The sequence below is a fragment of the Streptomyces gelaticus genome, from assembly GCF_014649535.1.
GTDB lineage: Bacteria > Actinomycetota > Actinomycetes > Streptomycetales > Streptomycetaceae > Streptomyces > Streptomyces gelaticus.
Genome location: NZ_BMTF01000007.1, coordinates 220,272 through 244,315, shown reverse-complemented (window position 1 = coordinate 244,315; position 24,044 = coordinate 220,272). Strand labels below are relative to the sequence as shown.

The following is a 24,044-nucleotide window of genomic DNA, read 5'->3' as shown; positions in this document are numbered from 1 at the left end:
TCATGAACCGCACTGTTGAGACCACCGCCCCCGCCTCGCCCGCCCCCGCGCGGAAAAAGCGCCGTAAGGTCGTCGTCGCGCTCGTCCTGGTCGCCGCGCTCGGCGGCTCGGGTGCGCTCGCCGCGATACGTCCCTGGGAGCACCACGGCACCGCCTCCCCGCAGCCGTCCGTCAGCCACGGAACCGTCGCGGTGCAGAAGGGCTCGCTGTCCACCGGCATCCAGGTTGGCGGCGCTCTCAGCTACGACACCCCGACTCCCGTCATCGCCTCCGGCCACGGAACCATCACTGCCCTGCCCGCCGTCGGTGCCGTCGTCAAGGCGGGAGCGAAGTTCTATGAAGTCGACGGACGGCCCGTGGTGCTGCTCACCGGGGACCGGCCGATGTGGCGCGACCTCGGCCCCGAGATCAGTGACGGACCCGACGTCGAACAGCTCAAACGCAACCTGATCAAGCTCGGCTACGCCGACGGACTCGGCCTGGCGGCTGATCAGAAGTTCACCCCTGCCGCCGTCACCGCCGTCAAGCGCTGGCAGAAGGCCCTCGGTGAGAAGCAGACGGGGACGGTCACGCTCGGCAGTGTCGTCATGCTGCCGCAGGCGGCCGTGCGGGTGCAGCAGCTCGGCGCACGGCTCGGCTCGGCCCTCGGGTCCATCGCGGTCATGACTGTGTCCGGCACCGACCTGGTTGCCACCGCGCAGCCCGCCGACAACCAGCTCTCCCAGTTCAAGCCCAACGGCCGGGTGACGGTGAAGCTGGCCGACGGCAGCACCATCAACGGACGTATTCGCTCACTGCTCCGCGGCGGTTCCGGCGACGGCGGGGACAACGGCTCGGACGGCTCCGGTGGCGCGGACAAGACCACCGTCACCATCGCGCTGGACCACCAGCGGCAGGCCAAGCAGGCCGGGCCCTCCTCCGTGACCGTCACTGTCGTCGGCGAGACTGTCAGCGATGCGCTCATCGTCCCCGTCACCGCGCTGCTCGCGCTGGACGGCGGCGGCTACGGAGTCCAGGTCGTCAGCGGCACCACCACCCGGCTTGTCAGGATCCAGCTGGGACTGGTCGCCGACGCCAAGGCGCAGATCACCGGGGACGTCCAAGCCGGCGCCCAGGTGGTGATCCCGAAGTGATGCCCCATCAGCCACCACGCAGGGCACCCGTGCTGGAACTCTCCGGCATCACCAAGGAGTACCCGGGATCACCGCCGCTGCGCATCCTGCACGGCATCGACCTCACCGTCGAAGCCGAAGAACTCCTCGCCGTCGTCGGCCCCTCCGGCTCCGGCAAGTCCACCCTCCTCGCGCTGCTCGGCTCCCTCGACCGGCCCACTGCAGGGAAGCTGCACTTCGAAGGACGCGACCTGTCCGCGCTCTCCGACCCCGAGCTGGCCGCCCTGCGCGCCCACCGGATCGGCTTTGTCTTCCAGCAGTTCTTCCTGCTGTCCGGGCTCACCACGGTCGAGAACGTCGCCACCGGCCTCCTCTACAGCGGCGTCCCCGCCTCACTCCGGCGCGCCAGAGCCGCCGAAGCCCTGCGCGAGGTGGGCCTCGGGCACCGACTCCGCCACCACCCCGACCAGCTCTCCGGTGGCGAGAAGCAGCGCGTCGCCATCGCCCGCGCCCTCGTCGGCCGCCCCGCACTACTGCTCGCCGACGAACCCACCGGGGCCCTGGACAGCGTCTCCGGCGCCGCTGTCGTCGAACTGCTGCGCACCCTGAACGCCAACGGCACCACGGTCGTCGTCATCACCCACGACCGCGAGCTGGCCGCCTCCTTCCCCCGGCGAATCGCCCTCCACGACGGCCGCATCGACTTCGACGAACGCGGCCCGCACCCCGCAGGAGCTGTCCGATGACGCCACCCCTGCGACGCACCCGGCTGCGCCCGACAGACACGCTGCGCCTCGGCATGATCGGACCACGCACCCGCAAGATGCGCTCCGCCCTGTCCGCGCTCGGCATCTCCCTGGGCATCGCCGCCGTCATCGCCGTGACCGGGATCTCCGCCTCCAACCAGGCACACCTGCTGGAGCGCCTGGACCGGCTCGGCTCCAACCTGATCACCGTCGCCCCCGGCAACGGCGCCGACCAGAAGCCGGTGCCGCTGCCGCCCACGGCCGAGAAGATGCTCGCCAACATCGCCCCCGTGCAACAGGTCACCGCGACCGGGGCCACCCAAGCCCAGGTCTACCGCAACGACCTGGTCCCAGCGCAGCAGACCAACAGCCTCACCGTACTGGCCGCCCGGCTCAACCTGCTCGACGTCCTGCACGCCACCCTGCAGAGCGGGCACTGGCTGGACAGGGCTAGCGAGAACCTCCCGGTGACCGTGCTCGGCAACCAGGCCGCACTCCGGCTCGGCGTGACCGCGCCGGGCGAGCGGGTCTGGCTGGGCGGACAGTGGTTCGTCGTCACCGGAATCCTGGCCCCGAACGAGCTCGCACCCGAGCTCGGCACCGCCGCCCTGGTCGGCTGGCCCGAGGCCACCGCCCACCTGGGCGCGGACGGCACCGCCGCCATCGTCTACCTCAGGGCCCACCCCGAATGCGTCCCTGACGTACAGACCGTTGCCGGAGCCACCGCCGACCCCGCCAACCCGAGCACGGTCGCCGTCAGCCGCCCTTCCGACCTGTACACGGCACGGGCCGAGACCAAGAACTCCCTCACCGGACTGGTCCTCGCCCTCGCTGCGGTCGCCCTGCTCGTGGGCGGCGTCGGCATCGCCAACACCATGGTCGTGGGAGTGATGGAACGCCGCGGTGAGGTCGGACTGCGCCGCGCGCTGGGCGCCCGAGGTGGCCAGATCGCCGTTCAGTTCCTCATCGAGGCGGTACTGATGGGCCTCATTGGAGGAGTCGGCGGGCTGTTCGTGGGCGGCCTCGCGGTCTACGGCTACACCCTCGTACAGGGCTGGCCCGCCTCCATCCCGCTCTACACGGTCATCGCCGGCCCCCTGGTGTCGGTACTGGTGGCGGCCGTCGCCGGAATCTACCCGGCACTGCGCGCAGCCGGGGTGTCCCCGACAGACGCCCTGCGCTCGGCCTGACACCCGGAGCCTCCGAGGTTGCAGACTGGCCCCGACACGCGGTCATGGTGTCCGCCGATGCCCATGCGCCGCTTCTCCGGACCCATGTAGACCCGTACGGGCGATTCAAGCTCGACATGAGTTCGCACCCGGAGATCCCATGCCTCGCCGCTCCCAGGCCACGCACCGTGCCCGGGAGCGGCGACGGTCGACGGCCCTCATCTCTCCGCAGTCGACGCACTGGTGCCGCGGACGGCCGCCATGGTTCAGCCGCTGATAGCAGGCACTGCAAACCGGGCGCCCGTCCTCTTCCCGGACGGTGATCCTCCGGGTGATGCCGCAGAGGGAGCACGGTTCCGCGCGAGCCCGGCTGCGGCCGCGTCCGACCGCTTCCCCGCACCCGAAACGGTGATCCAGGACCCACACATGACCTGACCTCACGTCAACCCCCGAGGGATTTCCGGAGCCGACCACCGAGGGCTGTCCCGTAGCCGCAATCGGTGCGGTGGCCACGGACCCTATGCTGAGACCCCGACGCCCCTTCGCGGGGACGGAATTCTGACCTGCGGGGCCGTGGAACGGGAGTCGGGATGCGTTACGTCGTCATCGGGGCCGGTGCCGTCGGCGGTGCCGTCGGGGGACGTCTGGCCGAGGCCGGTCACGAGGTCGTGCTCGTGGCGCGCGGTGCGCAGTACGAGGCACTGCGCACCGGCGGACTGCGGCTCGTCACGCCCGAGGGCGCCCGCACCCACCGGCTCCCCGTCGTCGACCGGCCCGAGGCTCTCGACCTGACTGCGGACGACGTACTCGTACTCGCCGTCAAGACGCAGGACAGCACGGCCGCCCTCGACGCGTGGAGCGTCCGGCCGGTCGCGGGCGGCGCCACGGCCGGTGAACGGCTGCCGCTGATCTGCGCGCAGAACGGGGTGGAGAGCGAACGGCTCGCCCTGCGCCGCTTCCGCCGGGTGTACGGCGTGTGCGTCTGGCTGCCCGCCACCTTCGTCCGGCCCGGCGAGGTCTCCGCCGCCGGTACACCGCTGACCGGCATCCTGCACCTGGGCCGCTATCCGGCCGGGACCGATGAGACGGCCCGGCTGATCGCCGCCGACCTGGAGAGCGCGAAGCTGCTCGCCCCCGTCGTGCCGGACGTGATGCGCTGGAAATACGGCAAGCTGCTCGCCAACCTCGCCAACGCGATCGAGGCCGTCACCGGCCCGGTCACCGGACAGGCCGCCCTCGACCTGTTCGAGCGGGCGTCCGCCGAGGGGACGGCCGTGCTCGCCGCCGCCGGGATCGACCCGGCCGGTCGTGAGGAACAGGCCGCGGCACGCGCCGGAAGGATCCGCTTCGAACCGTTCGACGGCTCCCCGCGCGGCGGCGGTTCGTCCTGGCAGAGCCTCAGCCGGGGCACCGGCACGATCGAGGCCGACTTCCTCAACGGCGAGATCGTGCTGCTCGGCCGCCTCCACGGGATTCCCACGCCGGTCAACGAGGTGCTCCGCCGCACCGCGAACGCCTTCGCGCGCGAGCGCCGGGAGGCCGGCTCGATGTCCGTGGCCGAACTCGTCGCGCTCGTCGACGCCGAGGCGCCCTGAGCCGGCCGCACCGGGCGGCTTCGCGTCCCGCGCACCGCGTTCTCCCGGCGTCGCATTTTTTCAATACCGGCCGTCGGGAAGAGCTCAGACTGGGACGCATGAAGAACGAGCACGCGCACCTGACCGAAGTCGCCGCCGAGGCGGCCCGCATCGCCCGCTCCATCCGCGCCGAGCAGCTCGACGCACCGAACTCGCCCTGCAGTGACTGGGATGTGCGCGGGCTCGTCAACCACTGGGTGCTGTACACCTCCCACGGCCTGGAGCACCGCGCCCTGCGCAAGGACCTCCCGGACGAGCTCACCACCCGCGACTTCACGGCCGACGCCGACTGGGCGCAGCAGTACGCCGCGCAGCTGGACCGCGCGGTCGCCGCCTGGTCGGACCCGGCGGTCTGGGAGGGCGAGGTCGACCTGGGGGGTTCGAACACCCCGGCCGCCGACATCGCCGCGATGCTCATCGCGGAGACGGCCCTGCACGGCTGGGACGTGGCCCGTGCGGTCGGCGAGGAGTACCGGCTCTCCGACGGGGCGGCCACCTACGTCCTCGGTGTCGTCGACAGCATGGCCGCGCTCTACCGGCAGTACGAGGGCTTCGCCGACGAGGTGGCGCTGCCCGCGTCGGCGTCGGTCTTCGAGCAGGCACTGGCCCGCAGTGGACGCGATCCGCAATGGACCGGGGCCTGAGCCGTCGGACAGAACCCGGACGGTTCGCATCCGGGGATGCCGCCGTCCGCCCCTCCCGGGCTGAATTGGCCCAGGCAGAACGGCGGCCAATGGCCCGGGACCACGTGCCAATCGGTGCCTAGGCTCGTCGCATGACCACATCACGCACACCGGAGCGGGCCCGGACCGCCGTCGACTTCTACTTCGACCCGGCCTGCCCGTTCGCCTGGATCACCTCCCGCTGGATGCTGGAGGTGGAGCAGCGGCGCGACATCGATCTCCGCTTCCACGTCATGAGCCTGTATCTGCACAACATCGGCAATGAACTCGCCGACTGGTACCGGGAGCTGGTCGACAGGTCGATCGGCCCGGTGCGGGTCGCGGTCGCGGCGGCCGGTGCACACGGCGACGGGGTGCTCCGCGACCTGTACACCGCGATGGGCGTCCGCATCCACCAGAAGAAGAACGAGGACTTCGACGAGGTGATCGCCGAGTCCCTCGCGGAGCTCGGCCTGCCCGCCGCTCTCGCCGCCGCCGCGCACTCCGAGGCGTACGACGAGGCGCTGCGGCGCAGCCACGACGCCGGAAAGGATCCGGCGGCGGACGCCTACGTCGGTACGCCCACGATCCATGTCGACGGCGCGGTCTGGTTCGGGCCCGTGCTGCGGGCGGCACCGCGTGGCGAGGAGGCCGGACGTGTCTTCGACAGCTTCCGGGTGCTCGCCGGGAACCCGGACCTCTTCGAACTCAAGCGGACCCGCACGGGCAGCCTGGACGTGGGGTGACCGGGAGCCGCGTCACGCGGTGAGCACGGCGGTCCGGGCCGCCGGCACCCGGGCCTCGTCGTACCGGGTCAGCAGCAGCCGTGCCAACTCCGGCGAGGCGCCGAGCACATCGGCCCGTACGTCCGCCCCGGCCGCCCCTGCGGCGATCCGGTCCGGGAGCCGGCCGGGAGCGATGACGTACGGGGCCACCGCCACCCGGCGCACCCCCTCGCCCCGCAGGGTCCGTACCGCGTCCTCGGTACGGGGGAATCCCGCGGGAGATGTGGCGGAGGCGAACGCAGGCCGCACGGAACACCAACCGGTGTGCCGCAGCTCCCGCGCGATTTCAGCGATCACTGCGATCGCCTCCGGGTCCGTGGAGCCCGCCGAGGCCAGGACGAGCCCGGTCGAGCGCCGGTCGCCGGGACGGATCCCGGCTTCGTGCAGCCGTCGTTCCAGCGCCGAGTTCAGCAGCGGCGACGGGCCGAGCACCTCGGCCTGCCGGATCCGCAGCCGGGGCAGCCTGCCCAGGGCCTCGTGCAGCACCGTGGGGATGTCGGACTTGGCGTGGAAGGCCCGGGTGAGGAGCAGCGGGAGCGCGACGACGTCCCGCGCCCCCCGCGCGGCCAGCCGCTCCAGGACCTGCGGCACCGACGGCGCGTCGAAGTCCAGGAAACCCGTCTCCACGCGCAGCCCCGGCCGCAGCGACCGCACCCGCGCGGTGAGCGCGTGCACGGTCGCCGCGTGCCGCGGGTCGCGGCTGCCATGGGCGATCACGAGAAGTACCGGAGCGGTCATGGCCGTACTCAGTTCCTGACGAGGAGGCCGCGGCCGCGCAGCACCCAGCGCTCCAGCGGACTGAAGATCAGCAGGTCGATCGCGATGCCGACGGTGAGGATCAGGATGATGGCGAGGAACACCATCGACATGCTGCTGGTCTCCCGGCCCTGTTCCAGCAACTGGCCCAGGCCCACGCCCAGATCGGGCGAGGAGGCGATGATCTCGGCGGCCATCAGCGAACGCCAGGAGAACGCCCAGCCCTGCTTCAGGCCCGCCAGATAGCCGGGCAGCGCAGCCGGCAGCACGATGTGCCAGGTGCCGCTCAGACCGGTGGCGCCCAGTGTCCTCCCGGCCCGCAGATGCAGCGGCGGGATCTGGTCGACGCCCGCGACCAGGCCGTTGGCGATCGACGGGACCGCGCCCAGCAGGATCACCGCGTACATCATCCGGTCGTCGAGCCCCAGCCAGATCACCGCGGGGGGCACCCAGGCGACCGACGGCAGCGACTGGAGCCCGGAGAGCACCGGCCCGATCGCCGCGCGGACCGGCCTGACGCGCGACACCAGCAGCCCGAGCGGGGTGCCGATGGCCAGTGCCAGCAGGAAGCCGAGCAGGCCGCGCGAGACGCTGGTCCAGATGTAGCCGAGCAGGGTGCCCTGCACCCAGGCGTCGGTCACCTCGTCCCACACCTGTGACGGCGACGGCAGCTTGTAGTCGTCGGTGACCTGCGCCCAGATCAGGATCTGCCAGACGGCGAGCACCAGGACCACCGCCACGACGGGTGGCAGCACCTTGCGCACCAGCACCTCGCGGACCGGGGTGCGGCTCACCCGTACGGCGTCGAGGGCGTCCAGCCCCGCCTCCAGGCCCGCCAGGTCCTGGCCGGTGTCCTTGGCGACGGTCTCAGTGCTGCCCATGTCGGCGGATCTCCCCACGCAGTTGTTCGGTGATCTCTACGGACAGCTCGGCCACCGCGGTGTCCTCGATGCGGCGCGGCTGGTCGATGTCGACCGTCCATTCCCGGGCGATCCGGCCCGGCCGCGACGAGAGCAGGACGACCCGCTGGGCGAGCCGGACCGCCTCGCGCACGTTGTGCGTGACGAACAGGACCGAGACACCGGTCTCGCGCCAGATCCGGGTCAGCTCGTCGTGCAGCACGTCCCGGGTGATGGCGTCGAGTGCGGCGAACGGCTCGTCCATCAGCAGCAGTCGGCTGTCCTGGGCGAGCGCACGGGCCATCGCCACCCGCTGCCGCATACCGCCCGAGAGCTCGTGCACCCGCTTGCCGTACGCCCCGTCGAGCCGGACGAGTCCGAGCAGCCGCTCCGCCTCGGCGCGGCGGCCGGACCTCGGGACGCCGCGCAGCCGCAGCGCGAGCTCGACGTTCTTGCCCGCGGTCAGCCACGGGAACAGGGCGTGCTCCTGGAACATCAGGGCCGGCCGCCCGCCGGGGGTCTCGATGGACCCGGCGGTCGGGCTGTCGAGCCCGGCCACCAGGTTGAGCAGGGTCGACTTGCCGCACCCGGAGGCGCCCAGGAGGGTGACGAACTCGCCGGGAGCGACATCGAGTGTGATGTCGTCCAGGACGAGCTGCCGCCCCTCCGGTCCGCCGAAGGACTTCGAGACGTGGGCGATGCGGGCGGCGTGCCCGACCGCCGTACGGTCCTCGGCCTTGGTGAGCGTGGTGGTCGCCATGGTCGTCACCTCCTGGGAATCCTGTTCGGGTGCCGGACGCTATTGCTCGACGCCGAGCCCGGCGTCGGCGGCCTCGGGCTTGCCCGCGGCCTTGAGGATCTTGTTCAGCGGCTTCAGGTCGTAGATGCCCTTCAGGTCCGGCTGCTCCAGCAGACCGGCCTTCACCGCGTGCTCGGCCTCGGCGTCGAGCGTGGCGGCCAGCGGGTCGTCGATGAACCGGATCGACTTCCACGCCGGGTCGAGGACGTCCGCCGGCAGTTCCTTGCCGGACAGTGCCTTGAGCGCGGCGTTGGCGGAGGCCTTCGCCTTGTCCGGGTTGGCGTTGATCCACGCGTTGGTGTCGACCGTGCCGCGCAGCACCGCCTCGACGACGTCCGGGTGCTCGGCCAGGAACTTCTGCGACACGATGATGTTCGTGATCACGAACTTGTTGTCCGGCCACAGCGTCGACTCGTCGAGGAGCACCTTCGCGCCCTGCGCGACCAGCTTGGAGGCGGTCGGCTCGGGGGCCCAGGCGCCGTCGACGGAACCGGACCTGTAGGCGTCCGGCGTCACCTTGTTGTCCGTGCGGACCACGGAGACGTCGCCCTTGCCGCTGTTGGCGTCGACCTTCCAGCCCTTCTCGGAGATCCAGTTGAGGAAGGCCACGTCCTGGGTGTTGCCGAGCTGCGGGGTGGCGATCTTCTTGCCCTTGAGGTCGTCCAGGGTCTTGATCTTCTTCGGGTCGACGACCAGTTTCACGCCGCCGGAGGCCGAACCGCCGATGATCCGGAGGCTCTTGCCCCCGGACTTGGTGAAGCCGTTGATGGCGGGCGAGGGGCCGATGAAGCCGATGTCGATCGAGCCCGCGTTGAGCGCCTCGATCTCGGAGGGACCGGCGTTGAACGTCGACGGCTCGACCGTCGTGGAGCCGAGATCCTTGGCGATGATGCCTTCCTGGATGCCGACCAGGGCGGTGGCATGGGTGAGGTTCGGGAAGTAGCCGATCTTCACGGTGTCCGCGGAGAGCTTCCTGCCACCGGTGGCGACGTCCGCCTTCCCGGCGTCTTCCTGCTTCGCCGCGGAGCCGTAGCCGCAGGCGGTGAGCGCCAGGGCGAGCAGCGGCAGGGCGGCGACGGCGGCGAGGGCGCGGCGCGGCGTGGTACGAGGGGCAGACACGGAGGGATTCCTCTCGTCGGCCCGGTGCTCGCGTCCCGAGCGGCTGCTACGGGGACGCGGCCGGGAAGTCGGCAGGTCTTCGTCTGAACTGGCTGTGCGGGCGGTGCGGTTGGAGCGAGCGGGCGCGCAGGCGGTGCGCGTACGTCATCGCGCACATCGCGCGACCCCGCCCTGGCCGCTGCCGAGGGCGCCGCTGCCGACGCGGCCGCCCTCCTTCGCGAACGTGGAGTAGATGTCGATGGTCATCAGAAGTCCCATTCGGCGTCGTCCGTGGCGGCCTCGGGCCCGGCCGCGGCGGCGAACGAGGCGCCCGCCATGCCGGCCGTCAGCGTGGTGCCGTCCGCGGGGTCGATCAGCAGGAACGATCCGGTGCGCCGGGAGTCCGCGTACGCGTCGAGCGCGAGCGGCTCCGCGGTGCGGACGACGACCCGGCCGATGTCGTTGGCGACGAGTTGTCCGGGCGCATGGTGCTGGGAGAGGTCGTCCAGCGTGAGGCGCGAGGGGATGTCCTTGACGATTGCCTTGACCGTGCGGGTGGTGTGCTTGAGCAGCACCCGTCGGCCGACGGCGAGCGGCTGGTCGGCGACGTGGCAGACGGTCGCCTCGACGTCCTGGGTGACGGCCGGCGCGTCGTCGGCCGGTGCGATCAGGTCACCGCGCGAGATGTCGATGTCGTCGGCCAGCCGGAGGGTCACCGACTGCGGCGCCCAGGCTATGTCCACACTCTCGCCGAGCGCGTCGATCGCGGTGATCGTCGACATACGGCCGGAGGGCAGGACGGTCACGGTCTCGCCCACCCGGAACGCGCCGGCGGCGATCTGACCGGCGTAGCCCCGGTAGTCGGGGTGCTCGGCGGTCTGCGGCCGGATCACGTACTGGACCGGGAAGCGGGCGTGGCAGGTGGTGAGGTCGTGGCTGACCGGCACCGTCTCCAGGTGTTCCAGGACCGTCGGGCCGCCGTACCAGTCCATGTGCGCGGACGGCTCCACGACATTGTCACCGGCCAGCGCGGAGATCGGGATGGCAGTGATCTCCGGGACGCCGAGCGAGGCGGCGTACGCCGTGAACTCCTCGGCGATGGCGGCGAACACCGGCTCCGCGTAGTCGACCAGATCCATCTTGTTGACGGCCAGCACCACGTGCGGCACCCGCAGCAGCGCGGCGACCGCGGCATGGCGGCGGGTCTGTTCGACGACACCGTTGCGGGCGTCGACCAGGACGACCGCCAGCTCGGCCGTCGAGGCACCGGTCACCATGTTCCGGGTGTACTGCACATGCCCCGGGGTGTCGGCCAGGATGAACCGGCGGCGCGGGGTCGCGAAGTAGCGGTAGGCGACATCGATGGTGATGCCCTGCTCGCGCTCGGCCCGCAGCCCGTCGGTCAGCAGTGCCAGGTCGGGCGCCTGCTGGCCCCGGCTGCGCGAGGCGTGCTCGACCGCCTCCAGCTGGTCGGTGAGGACCGACTTGGAGTCGTGCAGCAGACGTCCCACGAGGGTGGACTTGCCGTCGTCGACGGAGCCCGCGGTGGCGAACCGCAGCAGGGTGGTGGCCGACAACTGCCGGCTGATGGTGGTCATTTAGAAGTACCCCTCGCGCTTGCGGTCTTCCATCGCGGCCTCGGACAGCTTGTCGTCGGCACGCGTCGCGCCCCGCTCGGTGAGCCGGGAGGCGGCGATCTCGTCGATCACGTCGTCCAGCGTCGTCGCGTCCGAGTCGACGGCGCCGGTGCACGACATGTCGCCGACCGTGCGGTAGCGCACCTGTCTGGTCTCGACCCGCTCGCCCTCCTTGGGGCCGCCCCAGTCGCCCGCGGTCAGCCACATGCCGGAGCGGCTGAAGACCTCGCGCTCATGGGCGAAGTAGATCTGCGGGAGCTCGATGCCCTCGCGCGCGATGTACTGCCAGACGTCCAGCTCGGTCCAGTTGGAGATCGGGAAGACCCTGACGTGCTCGCCGGGCGCGTGCCGGCCGTTGTAGAGCTGCCACAGCTCGGGGCGCTGGCGGCGCGGATCCCACTGGGAGAACTCGTCGCGCAGCGAGAAGACCCGCTCCTTGGCGCGCGCCTTCTCCTCGTCCCGGCGCCCGCCGCCGAACACGGCGTCGAATCGGTGCTGCTGGATCGCCTCGGTCAGCGGCACGGTCTGCAGGGGGTTGCGGGTGCCGTCCGGGCGCTCGCGGAGCTTCCCGGCATCGATGTACTCCTGCACGGAGGCGACATGGAGCCGCAGCCCGTGCCGGACCACCGTCCGGTCGCGGTACTCCAGCACCTCGGGGAAGTTGTGCCCGGTGTCCACGTGCAGCAGCGTGAACGGCACCGGCGCGGGCGCGAACGCCTTGAGCGCCAGGTGCAGCATCACGATGGAATCCTTGCCGCCGGAGAACAGGATCACCGGCCGCTCGAACTCGCCCGCCACCTCGCGGAAGATGTGCACGGCCTCGGACTCCAGGGAGTCCAGGTGGCTGAGTGCGTACGGATTGCCGGTGTCTTCATGCACGGTCGCGACGGTCGTCATGCCGCACCCCTCTCGCTCAGCAGCGCGTAGAGCTCCGCCGCGGACTCCTGCACGGTCTGCCGGTGCGACTCGATCCGCAGATCGGGCGACTCGGGCGCCTCGTAAGGGTCGTCGACCCCGGTGAGGCCGCTGATCTCGCCCGCCGCCTGCTTGGCGTAGAGGCCCTTCACATCGCGTGCGGAGCACACCTCGACCGGAGTCGCGACATGCACCTCCAGATAGGCGGTGCCCTCGGTCTGGTGCCGCTTGCGTACCGCGTCCCGGCTGTCCGCGTACGGGGCGATGACCGGGACCAGCACCTTCACGCCGTTGGCCGCCAGCAGCTCGGCGACGAAGCCGATCCGCTGGACGTTGGTGTGACGGTCCTCGCGGGAGAAACCGAGACCCGCGGAGAGGAACTCCCGGATCTCGTCGCCGTCGAGCACCTCCACACGATGGCCCTCACCGCGCAGCCGCCCGGCGAGTTCGTACGCGATGGTGGTCTTGCCCGCGCTCGGCAGACCGGTCAGCCAGATGGTGGCCCCCGTCTCCGTCACGCTCATCGAAGTCTCCTGATCAGTCGTCATCAGTCGTGCAGCCCGCACTCGGTCTTGCCCCGGCCGGCCCAGCGTCCGGCCCTGACATCCTCCCCCTCCAGCACCCGGCGGGTGCAGGGCGCGCAGCCCACGGAGGCGTAGCCGTCCATCAGCAGGGGGTTGGTGAGTACGCCGTGCTCGGCGACGTAGGCGTCGACGTCTTCCTGCGTCCAGCGGGCGATCGGCGAGACCTTCACCTTCCGTCGTTTGCCGTCCCAGCCGACGACGGGGGTGTTCGCCCGGGTGGGGGACTCGTCGCGGCGCAGCCCGGTCGCCCAGGCGGTGTACCCGGTGAGACCTTCCTGGAGCGGCTCGACCTTGCGCAGCGCGCAGCACAGATCGGGGTCGCGGTCGTGCAGCTTCGGCCCGTACTCGGCGTCCTGCTCGGCGACCGTCTGCCGGGGGGTCAGCGTGATGACATTGACGTCCATCACGGCCTCGACCGCGTCACGCGTGCCGATGGTCTCCGGGAAGTGGTAGCCGGTGTCGAGGAAGACCACGTCGACGCCGGGCAGGACGCGCGAGGCGAGGTGCGCGACGACCGCGTCCTCCATGGAAGAGGTGACACAGAACTTCCCGCCGAAGGTGTCGGCGGCCCACTTCAGGATCTCCGGCGCAGAGGCGTCCTCCAGCTCACGGCCGGCCCGCCCGGCCAGGGATTCGAGGTCTCCGGTCCGCAGAGTATCCGTCATGTCCCGTCCCCTTCGGCATCGTTGCGCTGCAGCCCCCGGGCCAGCAGGCCCAGGAACTTGAGCTGGAACGCGCGGTTGCAGGACGCACACTCCCAGGCTCCGTGGCCGCTCTCGTGCGGACGCAGGTCCTCGTCCCCGCAGTACGGGCAGTGGAACGGTGCGGCGCGCTCGCTCATGACAGCGACTCCGCACTGGCCCGGGCCGCCCAGGCCGCGAACCGCTCCCCGTCCTCGCGCTCCTCCTGGAAACGGCCCAGGACCCGCTCGACGTAGTCGGGCAGCTCGGCCGAAGTGACCTTCAGACCGCGGACCTTGCGGCCGAACCCGGCCTCCAGGCCCAGGGCGCCGCCCAGGTGCACCTGATAACCCTCGACCTGGTTGCCGTCCTCGTCGAGCACGAGCTGGCCCTTGAGGCCGATGTCGGCGGTCTGGATGCGGGCGCAGGCGTTGGGGCAGCCGTTGAGGTTGATGGTGAGCGGCTCGTCGAAGTCCGGCAGGCGGCGCTCCAGTTCGTCGATCAGCGCCGCGCCGCGCGCCTTCGTCTCGACGATCGCCAGCTTGCAGAACTCGATGCCGGTGCAGGCCATCGTGCCGCGCCGGAACGGCGAGGGCCGCACCTGGAAGTCGAGCGCCTCCAGCCCGGCGACCAGGGAGTCCACCTGGTCCTGCGCCACATCGAGGATGATCATCTTCTGCTCGACGGTGGTCCGCAGCCGGTCCGAGCCGTGTGCGGCGGCCAGGTCGGCGATCTTGGCCAGCGTGGTCCCGTCCACCCGGCCGACCCGGGGGGCGAAACCGACGTAGAAGCGGCCGTCCTGCTGCTGGTGCACCCCCACGTGGTCGCGCCAGCGGCTGCTGGGCTGCTCGGGTGCGGGGCCGTCGGTCAGCGGACGCTTCAGGTACTCGTCCTCCAGCACCTGGCGGAACTTCGCCGGGCCCCAGTCGGCCATCAGGAACTTCAGCCGGGCGCGGTTGCGCAGTCGGCGGTATCCGTAGTCGCGGAAGATGCCGACGACTCCCGCCCAGACGTCCGGAACCTCGTCGAGCGGCACCCACGCACCGAGCCGCTCGGCGAGCCGCGGGTTGGTGGAGAGCCCGCCACCGACCCAGACGTCGAATCCCGGACCGTGCTCGGGATGGACCACGCCGACGAACGCGACATCGTTGATCTCGTGGACCACGTCCTGCACCGGCGAACCGGAGATCGCGGTCTTGAACTTGCGCGGCAGGTTGGAGAATTCCTTGTTGCCGATGTATCGGTCGTGGATCTCGTCGACGGCGGGCGTGCCGTCGATGATCTCGTCGGCGGCGATGCCGGCCACGGGGGAGCCGATGATCACGCGGGGGCAGTCGCCGCACGCCTCGGTGGTGGAGAGCCCGACGGCCTCCAGCTTCTCCCAGATCGCCGGGACGTCCTCGATGCGGATCCAGTGCAGCTGGATGTTCTGCCGGTCGGTGATGTCCGCGGTGCCGCGCGCGTACTCCTGCGAGATCTCGCCGATCACCCGCAGCTGCGCGGTGGTCAGCCGGCCGCCGTCGATCCGGACCCGCAGCATGAAGTACGTGTCGTCCAGCTCCTCCGGCTCCAGGACCGCGGTCTTGCCGCCGTCGATCCCGGGCTTGCGCTGGGTGTAGAGGCCCCACCAGCGCATGCGGCCACGGAGATCGTTGGGGTCGATCGAGTCGAAGCCGCGCTTGGAGTAGATCGTCTCAATGCGTGTCCGCACATTGAGACCGTCGTCGTCCTTCTTGAACTGCTCATTGCCGTTGAGCGGAGTGTGGTGCCCCGCGGCCCACTGGCCTTCGCCACGGTGGCGGCCGGCCTTGCGGCGGGGCGTGGTGGTCGCAGGCTGTTCCGGGGTGGCGGCCATGACAGTACGTCCTTCGGGACTGCAGGAGGGCGGCTCTGAACTGCACACTCGCGTCAAGGCGCGGCGGTGCGCAGGGATTGCGGAGAAAAAGGGGGCGCGGCGGTGCTGGGACTCTCAGCTCGCCGGACAGATGGCGCTGGACACACGGCCGAGGTCGACGTGGCGTCGACTCACCAAGGTTATTTCGGTTCCAGGCATGACGGAAGCGTGGCACGCGTATCTCGGGCCAGTCCACCACTATCCAGGATATGGACGAGAGTGTCCCGCATCGCGAGATGTCGTGGTGCTCGTCACCCGGAACGCCCGACTCGACCCGCCCGTAATCTCCGCAATCACCCCACTTGTCGCACCTGTCGTCACCGTGCGCGGAGGGCGGCCGTCACCGGAAGCGGCCGCCCGTCCCGCTACCGCCCGGCCCCCGGCCACGGCCCGGGCGTCGCCGTCTCCGGCTCCAGCTCCACCTTCGTGTCGAAGAGCCGGAAGCCGCGCCGCACATAGTTGTCCATGGCGTGCGGGCCGTCCTTGGAACAGGTGTGCAGCCACACCCGCTTCGTCGGCGTCCGATCCGGCCAGCGCTCCGCCAGGTCCCAGGCGCGGGCGACCCCGTACGAGAGCAGATGGCCGCCTATCCGGCGCCCCCGGAAGGCCGGAATCAGCCCGAAGTACATGACCTCGACCGCGCCCTCGTCCTGCGGATCCAGCTCGATGTAGCCCGCCGGGGTGCCGTTCTCGTACGCCACCCAGGTCTCGGCCCCCGGCCGGTCCAGGGCCTCCTGCCACTGCGCGTACGTCATGCCGAGCCGGTCCGTCCACCGGATGTCGCCGCCGACCGCCGTGTAGAGGAACCGGCTGAACTCGGGCAGCGGAATCTGCGACCGCACGATCCGCACATCGCCCTCCGGGACCGCGGCGGGCCGCAGATCGTCGGGGGAGGTCTGTTCCAGGGACCAGATGGTCACCTCGGTGGTGGCGGGCGCGGTGGTATGTACGGAGTTGCTCATGACTGCCAGGGAATCACGCCCCGCCGCCCACGCCAAAGCCGGTCCCGGGGCGCGGACGGCGGACCGGGAGCGTGACCGGCTACGAGCGGTCCTGGCCGCCCGTCCGTGCCCTGACCACCACCGGAGCCGTCGAGTGCGGAAGCAGATCGGCCGGGTCGTCCGGGTGGATCACCTCCACCTCGACGTCCTCGGCGAAGCGGTACGGGCGGTGCGCGAGCACCTGGGCGAGATGGCGGCGCATCCGGGAGATCTCGGCCCGCACCGTCACCGTCCGGGTCGCGTCGCCGAAGATGTCCTCGGCGAGCTCGGACGCCGTACGCCCCTCGCGGTGCAGTGCCAGGGCGTACAGCAGCTCCGCGTGGCGCGGCGAGAGCCGCTGCGTCCAGGTGCTCACCGAGCCCACGACATTGACCGTGAGACCGCGGGGCCGGCTCAGATCCAGCACCACCCGCTGCGGCGCTCCGTCCGAGGGCCCGTCCGCGACCTGCAGGAGCCAGCCGCCGGGCAGCGGCTCGACCCGGCACATGCCGAGCGACGGCAGCCACACCCGGCCGGGCGCCAACGACTTGGGCAGCGGCAGCCGGTCGATCGGCGGCATCCCGGTCACCGCGGCGAGCCAGCCGTGGGTGTCCACCGCCAGGGCCCGGCCGCCCACCCGGCACACCAGCGGTGCCGCCACCGAACGCAGCCGGTCGATCGCCTGCAGATGCCGGTTCCTGATCTCGCTCTCCGCGAGCCTGGCGACCGAACTGACCAGGGCGAGCGTCGTCGGATGGAACGTCGACGCGGGACCGCTCATGTCGACGATCCCCATCACCTTGCCGTCCCGCGGGTCCCGGACCGGGGCCGCCGCGCAGGTCCAGTTGTGCAGGGTGCGGACGAAGTGCTCCGAGGAGTGGACCTGGACCGGGACCCGGGACACCAGCGCCGTACCTATCGCGTTCGTCCCCGTGCTCTCCTCCGCCCAGGCCGCGCCCTCTGCCAGACAGACGTCGTCCGCCCGGCGCAGCACCGCCGCGTTGCCCCGGCGCCACAGCACCCGGCACTCCACGTCGGTGACCACCATGATCTGCTGGGCGGCGTCCGCCAGGGCGACCAGACCGTCGTTCAGCAGCGGCATCACCTCGCCCAGCGTCGAGCTCCGGCGCCGGTGCTCGATCTCGTCCACGCCCAGCAGCTCGCTCATGGTGGACTGGTCCGGATCCATGCCGCTGCGCAGCAACCGGTCCCACGAGGCACCGATCTCGGCCCGCGGAGCGACCTGCGTGCGGTCGCCGGCGAGCCTGGCCTCCCTGACCCGGTGGATCAGGCGGGTGGCCGGGGCGGAATGCCCGGCATCCGGTCGCGTCACCCCGGAGGCGCTTGTCTCCACTCTCGATTCCCCCCACGCCAGGCCGACTCGACGATCCACGGGCCCCATCCTGCCGCTGCGAGAAGCCCGGCACCGCACACTCCGCACAATCGTTGCAACCCTTTGCAACTCTGGCGAAGAGGTGGGGGTCCGTACGAGAGTGGTGCAACACCGCGCGGCGGAGCCAGTGCCCCACTGTCCGGTGTGCAGAGCAAGGAGGGTGGTGCCGTGTCGGCGCAGCACCACCCTCCGTTGCTGTTCCCGCGAGGAGGGGCCCGTCAGGGCCTGTCCGGCGGGCAGGCCCTACTCCGCGACGGGCCGCGCCCGTTCGACGATCGAGGTCAGATCGAGACTGTGCGGCAGCGTTCCGAACGTCGCGCCCCGGTCCCCGCCCAGCCGTGACGCGCAGAACGCGTCGGCCACCTCCGGCGGCGCCCACCGCACCAGCAGCGAACTCTGGAGCACCAGCGCCATCCGCTCGACCAGCCGGCGGGCCCGCGCCTCGATCCCGTCCAGATCGGCGAGCTCCGTCAGCATGTCCTTGATCGCCCCGTCCAGCCGGTGATCGGCCCCGCGTGCCTTGCCGACCTCCTGGAGGAACGCGTTCAGCGCCATCGGCTCACGTCGCAGCGCCCGCAGTACGTCCAGCGCCTGCACATTGCCCGAGCCCTCCCAGATCGAATTGAGCGGGGCCTCGCGCAGCAGCCGGGGCATCCCGGACTCCTCCACATAGCCGTTGCCGCCGAGACACTCCAGCGCCTCGGCCACCAGCGCGGTGCACCGCTTGGCCACCCAGTACTTCGCCGCGGGCACCGCGATCCGCAGGAAGGCCTGCTCGCTCTCCGAGCCGTCGTCGTACGCCGCCGCCAGCCGCATCGCCAGCACCGTCGCGGCCTCCGACTCCAGCGCCAGATCGGCCAGCACATTGCGCATCAGCGGCTTCTCGATCAGCACCCCGCCGAACGCGCTGCGGTACGTGCAGTGGTGGATCGCCTGCGCCACCGCCTGCCGCATCAGCGCCGCCGAGCCCACCACGCAGTCCAGCCGGGTCGCCGCCACCATCCCGATGATGGTGCGCACCCCGCGCCCCTCCTCTCCGACCCGGCGCGCCCACGTGCCGTCGAACTCGACCTCGGCCGAAGCGTTCGACCGGTTTCCCAGCTTGTCCTTGAGCCGCTGGATCGCAAAGGTGTTGCGGGCGCCGTCGGGCAGCACCCGGGGCAGCAGAAAGCACGTCAGGCCGCCCGGCGCCTGCGCCAGCACCAGGAAGCCGTCGGACATCGGCGCCGAGCAGAACCACTTGTGCCCGGTGAGCAGATACTCGCCCTCCGCGGCCAGCGGTTCGGCGCGGGTCGTGTTCGACCGTACGTCCGTGCCGCCCTGCTTCTCCGTCATCCCCATCCCGAAGAGCACCCCGGCCTTCCGCGCGGGGGGCAGCAGCCTGCGCTCGTACACGGTCGAGGTGAGCAGCGGCTCCCACTCGGCGGCCAGCGCCGGATCGGTGCGCAGCGCGGGCACCGCCGCGTGCGTCATCGACAGCGGGCAGCCGTTCCCCGCTTCGGCCTGCGTCCACACCAGGAAGCCGGCCGCCCGCCGCACATGGCCGCCCGACCGGCCCCAGGCGCCGGTCAGGCCCGCGGTGACCGCGTGGCCGAGCAGCCGGTGCCAGGCCGGGTGGAACTCGACCTCGTCGATGCGGTGGCCGTAGCGGTCGTGGGTACGCAGTACCGGCGGGTACCCGTTCGCCTGCGCGCCCCACTCCTGCACCTGCGCGGAGCCGGCGGACCGGCCCAGCTCGCCGAGTTCGCCCCGGACTTCGGCCAGGAGTTCGGGAGACGTGTGACGTTGCACCGCCTCGGTGAGCGCCCGGTCGGTGGCGAAGACGTCGTAGCCGGTCAGCGGCGGTACCTGGTTGGACACAGTGTGGGTGGTGGCTGCCATGCCGATACGGTAAGGACGTGCAGGCAGCAAACGAAACACCCGAGCGGCCGGGTCGGCTCCACCGGGCCCGAGTCCTCTACCGCAACGTATCCAAGCGGCAGATGGCCTGGCAGTTGCTCAAGGACACCGTCAACTCGTGCATGGAGTACCGCATCCTCGGGCTCGCCGCCGAGGCGGCGTTCTTCACCCTGCTGTCCCTGCCGCCCCTGCTCCTCGGTCTGATCGGGCTGCTCGGATACGTCGACGAGTGGACCAGCACCACCACCGTCGCCTCCATCGAGCGCAATATCCTCAGTGCCGCGCAGACCGTGCTCAGCGAGCGGGGTGTCAACGACTTCGCCAAGCCCCTCCTGGCGGACGTCACCACCGGCGCCCGGCCCGATGTCATCTCGATCGGCTTCGCGATCGCGCTCTGGTCCGGCTCCCGCGCGGTCAATGTCTTCATCGACACGATCACCGTGATGTACGGCCTCGACGGCCAGCGCGGGATCGTCAAGACGCGGCTGCTCTCCTTCCTGCTGTACGTCGTCGCGCTGCTGCTCGGTTCCGTGGTGCTGCCGCTGCTCGTCGTCGGCCCGGACCGGGTCGTGGAGTTCGTCCCGTGGGGCACCGAGCTCATAAGCGTCCTGTACTGGCCGCTGGTGATCCTGCTGTCGATCGCGTTCCTGACCACGCTCTACCACGTGTCCGTACCGGTCCGCTCGCCCTGGATCGAGGACATGCCCGGGGCGCTGGTGGCGCTCGCGATGTGGGTGCTCGGCAGCTTCCTGCTGCGGATCTACCTCACCAGTACGGTCGAGGGGCCCACGATCTACGGCTCGTTGGCCGCCCCGATCGCCGTTCTGCTGTGGATCGGCATCTCCGCGTTCGCGGTGCTGGTGGGAGCGGCGGTGAACGCGGCCATCGACCGGGTGTGGCCCTCGCTGGCGACGGCCGCCGCCCGCGCGGCCAACGACCGGGTACGGGCGGCCCAGGCGGCCGAGTTCGTCGCCCGGACACAGGCGGGGAACCACGACGAAGAGGGCGACGACGGCGAGAGCCCCTACATGCCGTCCGAATTCCCCGAGCGCTGGTCGAAGTTCCTGCCGCCGGACGATGTGAAGTCCAGGCTCCAGCCGAGCCGCGACAAGGAGCCGGACAAGCCGAACCCGGACCAGCAGGACGACGAGTCCGGCGACTGAGCGGTGCTCAGGGGGCGGGCGCGGGAGCGGGTGCCGGATCGGTCGGTTCCGCCGCAGCCGCAGGTACCGCCGGAGTCGCGCCGGGGGACCAGGAGAGCTTGACCACCATATGACCCTCGACCGCGCTCTTCGCGATCACGGCCCCGGCCTCCGCAGTGATCTTCACCCCGAATTCGAGCTCCACACCGTCCGGCTTCAGGGCGCCGTCCCGGAACACCGCGAGGGCGGACTCGGCCGCCGACCGGATTCCCGTGAGCGCGCTGCCGAAGGTGCGCCCGGCTCTGGCCAGGGTGTTGTCGTCGCCCAGCGCGACCAGCTGTGCGCCCTGGGTGTGACGGTCGACCTCGACGGTCACGGTCGCGCCGTTGTCGGTGGTGAACTCCATCAGTGCCGTCATGACCGCCCCCGGGAAGCCGATTCCGTTCGCCGACGAGATTAGCGTGTGGGCCATGGGCGACAGGTACGAAGAGCGGACGTCGCGGTTCGACGGTGCGATCGTGTGGACACTGAGCGTGCCGCGGGGTGCGGTCCATCCGGTGCTGCCGGACGGATGCATGGACCTGCTCTGGATCGGCGGCGGGCTGCTCGTCGCGGGCCCCGACACCCGTGCCACGACGCCCTCCGCCCCGCCCGGCGGGCAGTGCGCCGGCATCCGCTTCGCACCCGGCACGGCCCCCGCGCTGCTCGGTGTGCCGGCGCACGAGCTGCGCGACCGGCGCGTCGAGCTCGCGGACCTGTGGCCCGCGGGCCGGGTCCGCCTGCTCACCGAGCGTCTCGCCGAAGCCCCCGACCCGGCCGCCGCGCTGGAGAACGTCGCGCTGCGCCTGGCGGCCGGCTGCGCACCGCCGGACCCGCTGATGCGGTACGTCGCGGAGCGGCTCGGCACCGGGCTGTCCGTCGCGGACACCGCGCACCGGGCCGGCCTCGGCGCCCGCCAGCTGCACCGTCGTTCGCTCGCGGCCTTCGGCTACGGGCCCAAGACGCTCGCCCGGGTCCTGCGGCTCCAGCGCGCGCTCGCCCTCGCCCGGTCCGGGACGCCGTACGCCGAGGCGGCGGCCCGGGCGGGCTGCACCGACCAGGCCCATCTCGCCCGGGAGATGCGCGACCTGGCCGGGACCACCCTGACCGCCTACCTCGGCCGGTAGCCGTGCGCGCCGGACCTCAGCCGTTGGCTGCGAACAGGGACACCGCGCAGCCGTCCGGGTCGAGGACCGTCGCGTAACGCTGCCCCCACACCGCGTCCCACGGCTTCAGATGTCCCCGGTACCCCGCGCCGGTCAGGTCCTCGTACACCGCGTCCACCTCCGCCGGACTGTCGCACAGGAAGGCGAGCGCGAGGCGGTCCCCGCCGGCCGGCGCGGTCCATCCGGGGTCGAAGGAGCGGATGACCTCCTCGGTGTCCCAGAGCAGCCGCTGCCCGCCCGGGAGCGTCACTTCGACATGGGGTGCGGATTCCGCACCGGCGGGGATGTCGAGACCGAGCCGGCGGTAGAAGGTGAGCGATGCGGCCAGATCCGCGGTGACGATGCCGACCGCGTCCATTCGTGGAGTCATGGCTCGACCGTATGCCGGGCCCCGGCCCGGGTCTTGTACGAAACGGACATCCGCCGGGACGGGCGCGGACGGGGGTGCCGCGGCGGCCGGCAGCACCCCCGCCTCGCTGCTACGAGGACACGGCGCCGGCCGCGCAGTCGGCGGGCGACGTGCCCGGGTCCGTCAGCGCGAGAGAGAGCTGGGCGCGCTCGGTGACCCAGCGGCTCGGGCGGTGGCGCGGATCGCCCGTGGTGCGGTGCAGGGCCCGGTGCAGCTCCAGCATCCGGTCCGCACCGATCCGGTCGCCCCAGGCCAGCGGGCCGACGGGGTAGCCGAGCCCGGCGGTGACGGCCAGATCGATATCGGCGGGGGAGGCGATGGAGCGCTCCGCGATCCCCGCCGCGACCGACACGATCGAGGCGAGCAGCCGCTGCGCGACCGAACCCGCGGTGTCCCGCACCACCGAGACCGCCCACGGCTCGTCGCCCTGTGCCGTGCGGGCCAGCACCGCGCGGGCGTCGCGCGCGGCCGCCGGGTCCGCCGCCGGTGTCACGGCCAGCACCCGGCGGCGGCCGGCCGCGGGCAGCGGGTCCACACCGAAGGTGCGCCCCGGGGGCAAGCCGTGCCCGGCGACCGCCTCGGCGACCGCGGTGCCCCAGACCGGAACGAGCACCAAGGCCTCGTCGGACGGGCCGGTGCCGGTCTCGACGACGGCGCCCGCGGCGGTCAGGGCGGCCCGCAGCGCGGCCGCGTCCCGGTCCTGCCCCGGGACGGCGTGGACGAACACCGGACGGTCCGCGTCGCCGGTGACCGGCGGCTCCGGAGCGGGGGCGGGCGCCTCGGGACCGTACGCGTACCAGCCGCGCCCGGTCTTGCGGCCGTGCAGCCCGGCGGCCACCCGGTTCGGGGTGAGAAAGGAGGGGCGGAGCCGGTCCGCGTACCGGAAGCCCTGCCAGATCGAGTCGATCACCGCGGCCGTGACATCCAGCCCGGTGAGGTCCATCAGCTCGAACGGGCCCATCCGCAGGCCCAGTACGTCGCGGGCGATCCGGTCGATGTCCGCCGGGTCGCCGACCGTCTCCTCCAGCAGCGCGAGCGCCTCGGTCACCAGCCCGCGCCCGGCGTGGTTGACCAGGAAGCCGGGGGTGTCGGCGACGGTGACCGCGCGGTGGCCACAGCTCTCGACGAGCGCGGTGAGGGCCGGCGGGATCTCCGGGCGGGTGGCCGCGCCGGGCACGATCTCGACGATCTTCATCAGCGGTACCGGATTGAAGAAGTGCAGCCCGGCCAGACGCGTCGGGTCCTCCAGCGCCGCGGCGATCCGGGTGACCGACAAGGACGAGGTGTTCGTCGCGAAGACGGCCGTGGCGGGCAGTGCCCGCTCCAGCCTGCCGAAGACCTCCGTCTTGGTGCCGAGGTCCTCCCGCACCGCCTCGATGACCAGTTCGACGTGCGGGCCCTCGGCCCACGGGTCGTCGAGCGGGACCAGCCGCTCCAGGGCGGCGGCCCGGTCCCCGTCGGACATCCGGCCCTTCTGGACGGCCCGTTCGAGCATGGACCGTACGAATTCCACGGCGGCCGTCACGGCCTCCGTGCGCACGTCGCCCAGCTCGACGGTGTGTCCGGCGGTGGCCGCCCACTGGGCGATGCCGCGGCCCATGGCCCCGGCGCCGACGATCCTGATACGCATGGCGGTTGCGGTCCTC

The 24,044-nt window shown here is 71.7% G+C and carries 24 protein-coding genes and 1 pseudogene; 8 read left to right on the top strand and 17 right to left on the bottom strand.

Going from position 1 to position 24,044, the window contains the following annotated elements; translation table 11 throughout:
• Positions 1-2 precede the first annotated feature (2 nt).
• From IE107_RS13430 to IE107_RS13405, 6 genes are all read left to right on the top strand, one after another.
• Positions 3-1,133, top strand: coding sequence for a peptidoglycan-binding domain-containing protein (locus tag IE107_RS13430; protein ID WP_189543968.1), 1,131 nt, complete (start codon positions 3-5; stop codon positions 1,131-1,133).
• Positions 1,133-1,858, top strand: coding sequence for an ABC transporter ATP-binding protein (locus IE107_RS13425; protein WP_189543967.1), 726 nt, complete (start codon positions 1,133-1,135; stop codon positions 1,856-1,858). The genes IE107_RS13430 and IE107_RS13425 overlap by 1 nt, the downstream gene beginning before the upstream one ends.
• Entirely contained in the window at positions 1,855-3,048 is a 1,194-nt protein-coding gene (locus tag IE107_RS13420; RefSeq protein WP_189543966.1) for an ABC transporter permease, read from the top strand. Before IE107_RS13425 ends, IE107_RS13420 begins: the two co-directional genes overlap by 4 nt.
• A gap of 569 nt (positions 3,049-3,617) precedes the next feature.
• Entirely contained in the window at positions 3,618-4,622 is a 1,005-nt protein-coding gene (locus IE107_RS13415) for a ketopantoate reductase family protein (protein WP_189543965.1), read from the top strand.
• A gap of 98 nt (positions 4,623-4,720) precedes the next feature.
• Positions 4,721-5,305 carry a TIGR03086 family metal-binding protein gene (locus IE107_RS13410; RefSeq protein WP_189543964.1) on the top strand — a complete coding sequence of 195 codons (585 nt, stop codon included), beginning with the start codon at positions 4,721-4,723 and terminating at the stop codon, positions 5,303-5,305.
• A 131-nt stretch (positions 5,306-5,436) separates the two neighbouring features.
• Positions 5,437-6,069, top strand: a complete 633-nt coding sequence (locus IE107_RS13405; RefSeq protein ID WP_189543963.1) for a DsbA family protein — start codon at positions 5,437-5,439, stop codon at positions 6,067-6,069.
• A 12-nt stretch (positions 6,070-6,081) separates the two neighbouring features.
• Here IE107_RS13405 and IE107_RS13400 read toward each other — a convergent pair whose 3' ends face one another.
• From IE107_RS13400 to IE107_RS13340, 14 genes are all read right to left on the bottom strand, one after another.
• A complete protein-coding gene (locus IE107_RS13400; protein ID WP_189543962.1) occupies positions 6,082-6,846 on the bottom strand; it encodes a sirohydrochlorin chelatase in 765 nt (254 codons plus the stop codon).
• An 8-nt stretch (positions 6,847-6,854) separates the two neighbouring features.
• Complete coding sequence (locus IE107_RS13395; protein ID WP_189543961.1) at positions 6,855-7,745, bottom strand: ABC transporter permease; 891 nt, start codon at positions 7,743-7,745, stop codon at positions 6,855-6,857.
• Positions 7,732-8,523 (bottom strand): ABC transporter ATP-binding protein, encoded by a 792-nt coding sequence (locus IE107_RS13390; protein ID WP_189543960.1) that lies wholly within the window; start codon positions 8,521-8,523, stop codon positions 7,732-7,734. Before IE107_RS13390 ends, IE107_RS13395 begins: the two co-directional genes overlap by 14 nt.
• Before the next feature lie 39 nt (positions 8,524-8,562).
• On the bottom strand, positions 8,563-9,681 hold the full coding sequence (locus IE107_RS13385) for an aliphatic sulfonate ABC transporter substrate-binding protein (RefSeq protein ID WP_189543959.1): 1,119 nt from the start codon (positions 9,679-9,681) through the stop codon (positions 8,563-8,565).
• A gap of 245 nt (positions 9,682-9,926) precedes the next feature.
• Complete coding sequence (locus tag IE107_RS13380) at positions 9,927-11,258, bottom strand: sulfate adenylyltransferase subunit 1 (protein ID WP_189543958.1); 1,332 nt, start codon at positions 11,256-11,258, stop codon at positions 9,927-9,929.
• Positions 11,259-12,194: a sulfate adenylyltransferase subunit CysD gene (cysD, locus tag IE107_RS13375; RefSeq protein ID WP_189543957.1), complete on the bottom strand. Its 936-nt coding sequence runs from the start codon at positions 12,192-12,194 to the stop codon at positions 11,259-11,261.
• Positions 12,191-12,736: an adenylyl-sulfate kinase gene (gene cysC / locus IE107_RS13370; RefSeq protein WP_229866891.1), complete on the bottom strand. Its 546-nt coding sequence runs from the start codon at positions 12,734-12,736 to the stop codon at positions 12,191-12,193. Before cysC ends, cysD begins: the two co-directional genes overlap by 4 nt.
• Before the next feature lie 23 nt (positions 12,737-12,759).
• On the bottom strand, positions 12,760-13,461 hold the full coding sequence (locus IE107_RS13365) for a phosphoadenylyl-sulfate reductase (RefSeq protein ID WP_189543955.1): 702 nt from the start codon (positions 13,459-13,461) through the stop codon (positions 12,760-12,762).
• Positions 13,458-13,637 (bottom strand): hypothetical protein, encoded by a 180-nt coding sequence (locus IE107_RS13360; RefSeq protein ID WP_189543954.1) that lies wholly within the window; start codon positions 13,635-13,637, stop codon positions 13,458-13,460. Before IE107_RS13360 ends, IE107_RS13365 begins: the two co-directional genes overlap by 4 nt.
• Positions 13,634-15,331 (bottom strand): nitrite/sulfite reductase, encoded by a 1,698-nt coding sequence (locus tag IE107_RS13355; RefSeq protein ID WP_189543953.1) that lies wholly within the window; start codon positions 15,329-15,331, stop codon positions 13,634-13,636. The genes IE107_RS13360 and IE107_RS13355 overlap by 4 nt, the downstream gene beginning before the upstream one ends.
• Positions 15,332-15,445: 114 nt before the next feature.
• Complete coding sequence (locus IE107_RS36105; protein ID WP_373302444.1) at positions 15,446-15,529, bottom strand: putative leader peptide; 84 nt, start codon at positions 15,527-15,529, stop codon at positions 15,446-15,448.
• Positions 15,530-15,735: 206 nt separating this feature from the next.
• A complete protein-coding gene (locus IE107_RS13350) occupies positions 15,736-16,332 on the bottom strand; it encodes a GNAT family N-acetyltransferase (RefSeq protein ID WP_189543952.1) in 597 nt (198 codons plus the stop codon).
• 79 nt (positions 16,333-16,411) lie between these two features.
• Positions 16,412-17,704 (bottom strand): helix-turn-helix domain-containing protein, encoded by a 1,293-nt coding sequence (locus tag IE107_RS13345; RefSeq protein ID WP_229866890.1) that lies wholly within the window; start codon positions 17,702-17,704, stop codon positions 16,412-16,414.
• 282 nt (positions 17,705-17,986) lie between these two features.
• Positions 17,987-19,624, bottom strand: coding sequence for an acyl-CoA dehydrogenase family protein (locus tag IE107_RS13340; RefSeq protein WP_189543950.1), 1,638 nt, complete (start codon positions 19,622-19,624; stop codon positions 17,987-17,989).
• Positions 19,625-19,641: 17 nt separating this feature from the next.
• Between IE107_RS13340 and IE107_RS13335 the strand changes: the two genes are divergently transcribed.
• Positions 19,642-20,805 carry a YihY/virulence factor BrkB family protein gene (locus IE107_RS13335; protein WP_189543949.1) on the top strand — a complete coding sequence of 388 codons (1,164 nt, stop codon included), beginning with the start codon at positions 19,642-19,644 and terminating at the stop codon, positions 20,803-20,805.
• Between the two features lie 7 nt (positions 20,806-20,812).
• On the opposite strand, the gene IE107_RS13330 is transcribed toward IE107_RS13335, so the two are convergent.
• The gene (locus IE107_RS13330; RefSeq protein WP_189544067.1) at positions 20,813-21,202 is read right to left on the bottom strand and encodes a CU044_2847 family protein; all 390 of its coding nucleotides are present in this window, start codon (positions 21,200-21,202) and stop codon (positions 20,813-20,815) included.
• Between the two features lie 52 nt (positions 21,203-21,254).
• Between IE107_RS13330 and IE107_RS13325 the strand changes: the two are divergent.
• A pseudogene (locus IE107_RS13325) lies at positions 21,255-22,027 on the top strand (DUF6597 domain-containing transcriptional factor).
• Here IE107_RS13325 and IE107_RS13320 read toward each other — a convergent pair.
• Together IE107_RS13320 and IE107_RS13315 are read right to left on the bottom strand one after the other, a co-directional pair.
• Complete coding sequence (locus IE107_RS13320) at positions 21,967-22,359, bottom strand: VOC family protein (RefSeq protein ID WP_189543947.1); 393 nt, start codon at positions 22,357-22,359, stop codon at positions 21,967-21,969. The pseudogene IE107_RS13325 and the gene IE107_RS13320 sit on opposite strands and share 61 nt — an antisense overlap.
• A 109-nt stretch (positions 22,360-22,468) precedes the next feature.
• Positions 22,469-24,028, bottom strand: coding sequence for a 3-hydroxyacyl-CoA dehydrogenase (locus IE107_RS13315; protein ID WP_189543946.1), 1,560 nt, complete (start codon positions 24,026-24,028; stop codon positions 22,469-22,471).
• Positions 24,029-24,044 lie beyond the last annotated feature (16 nt).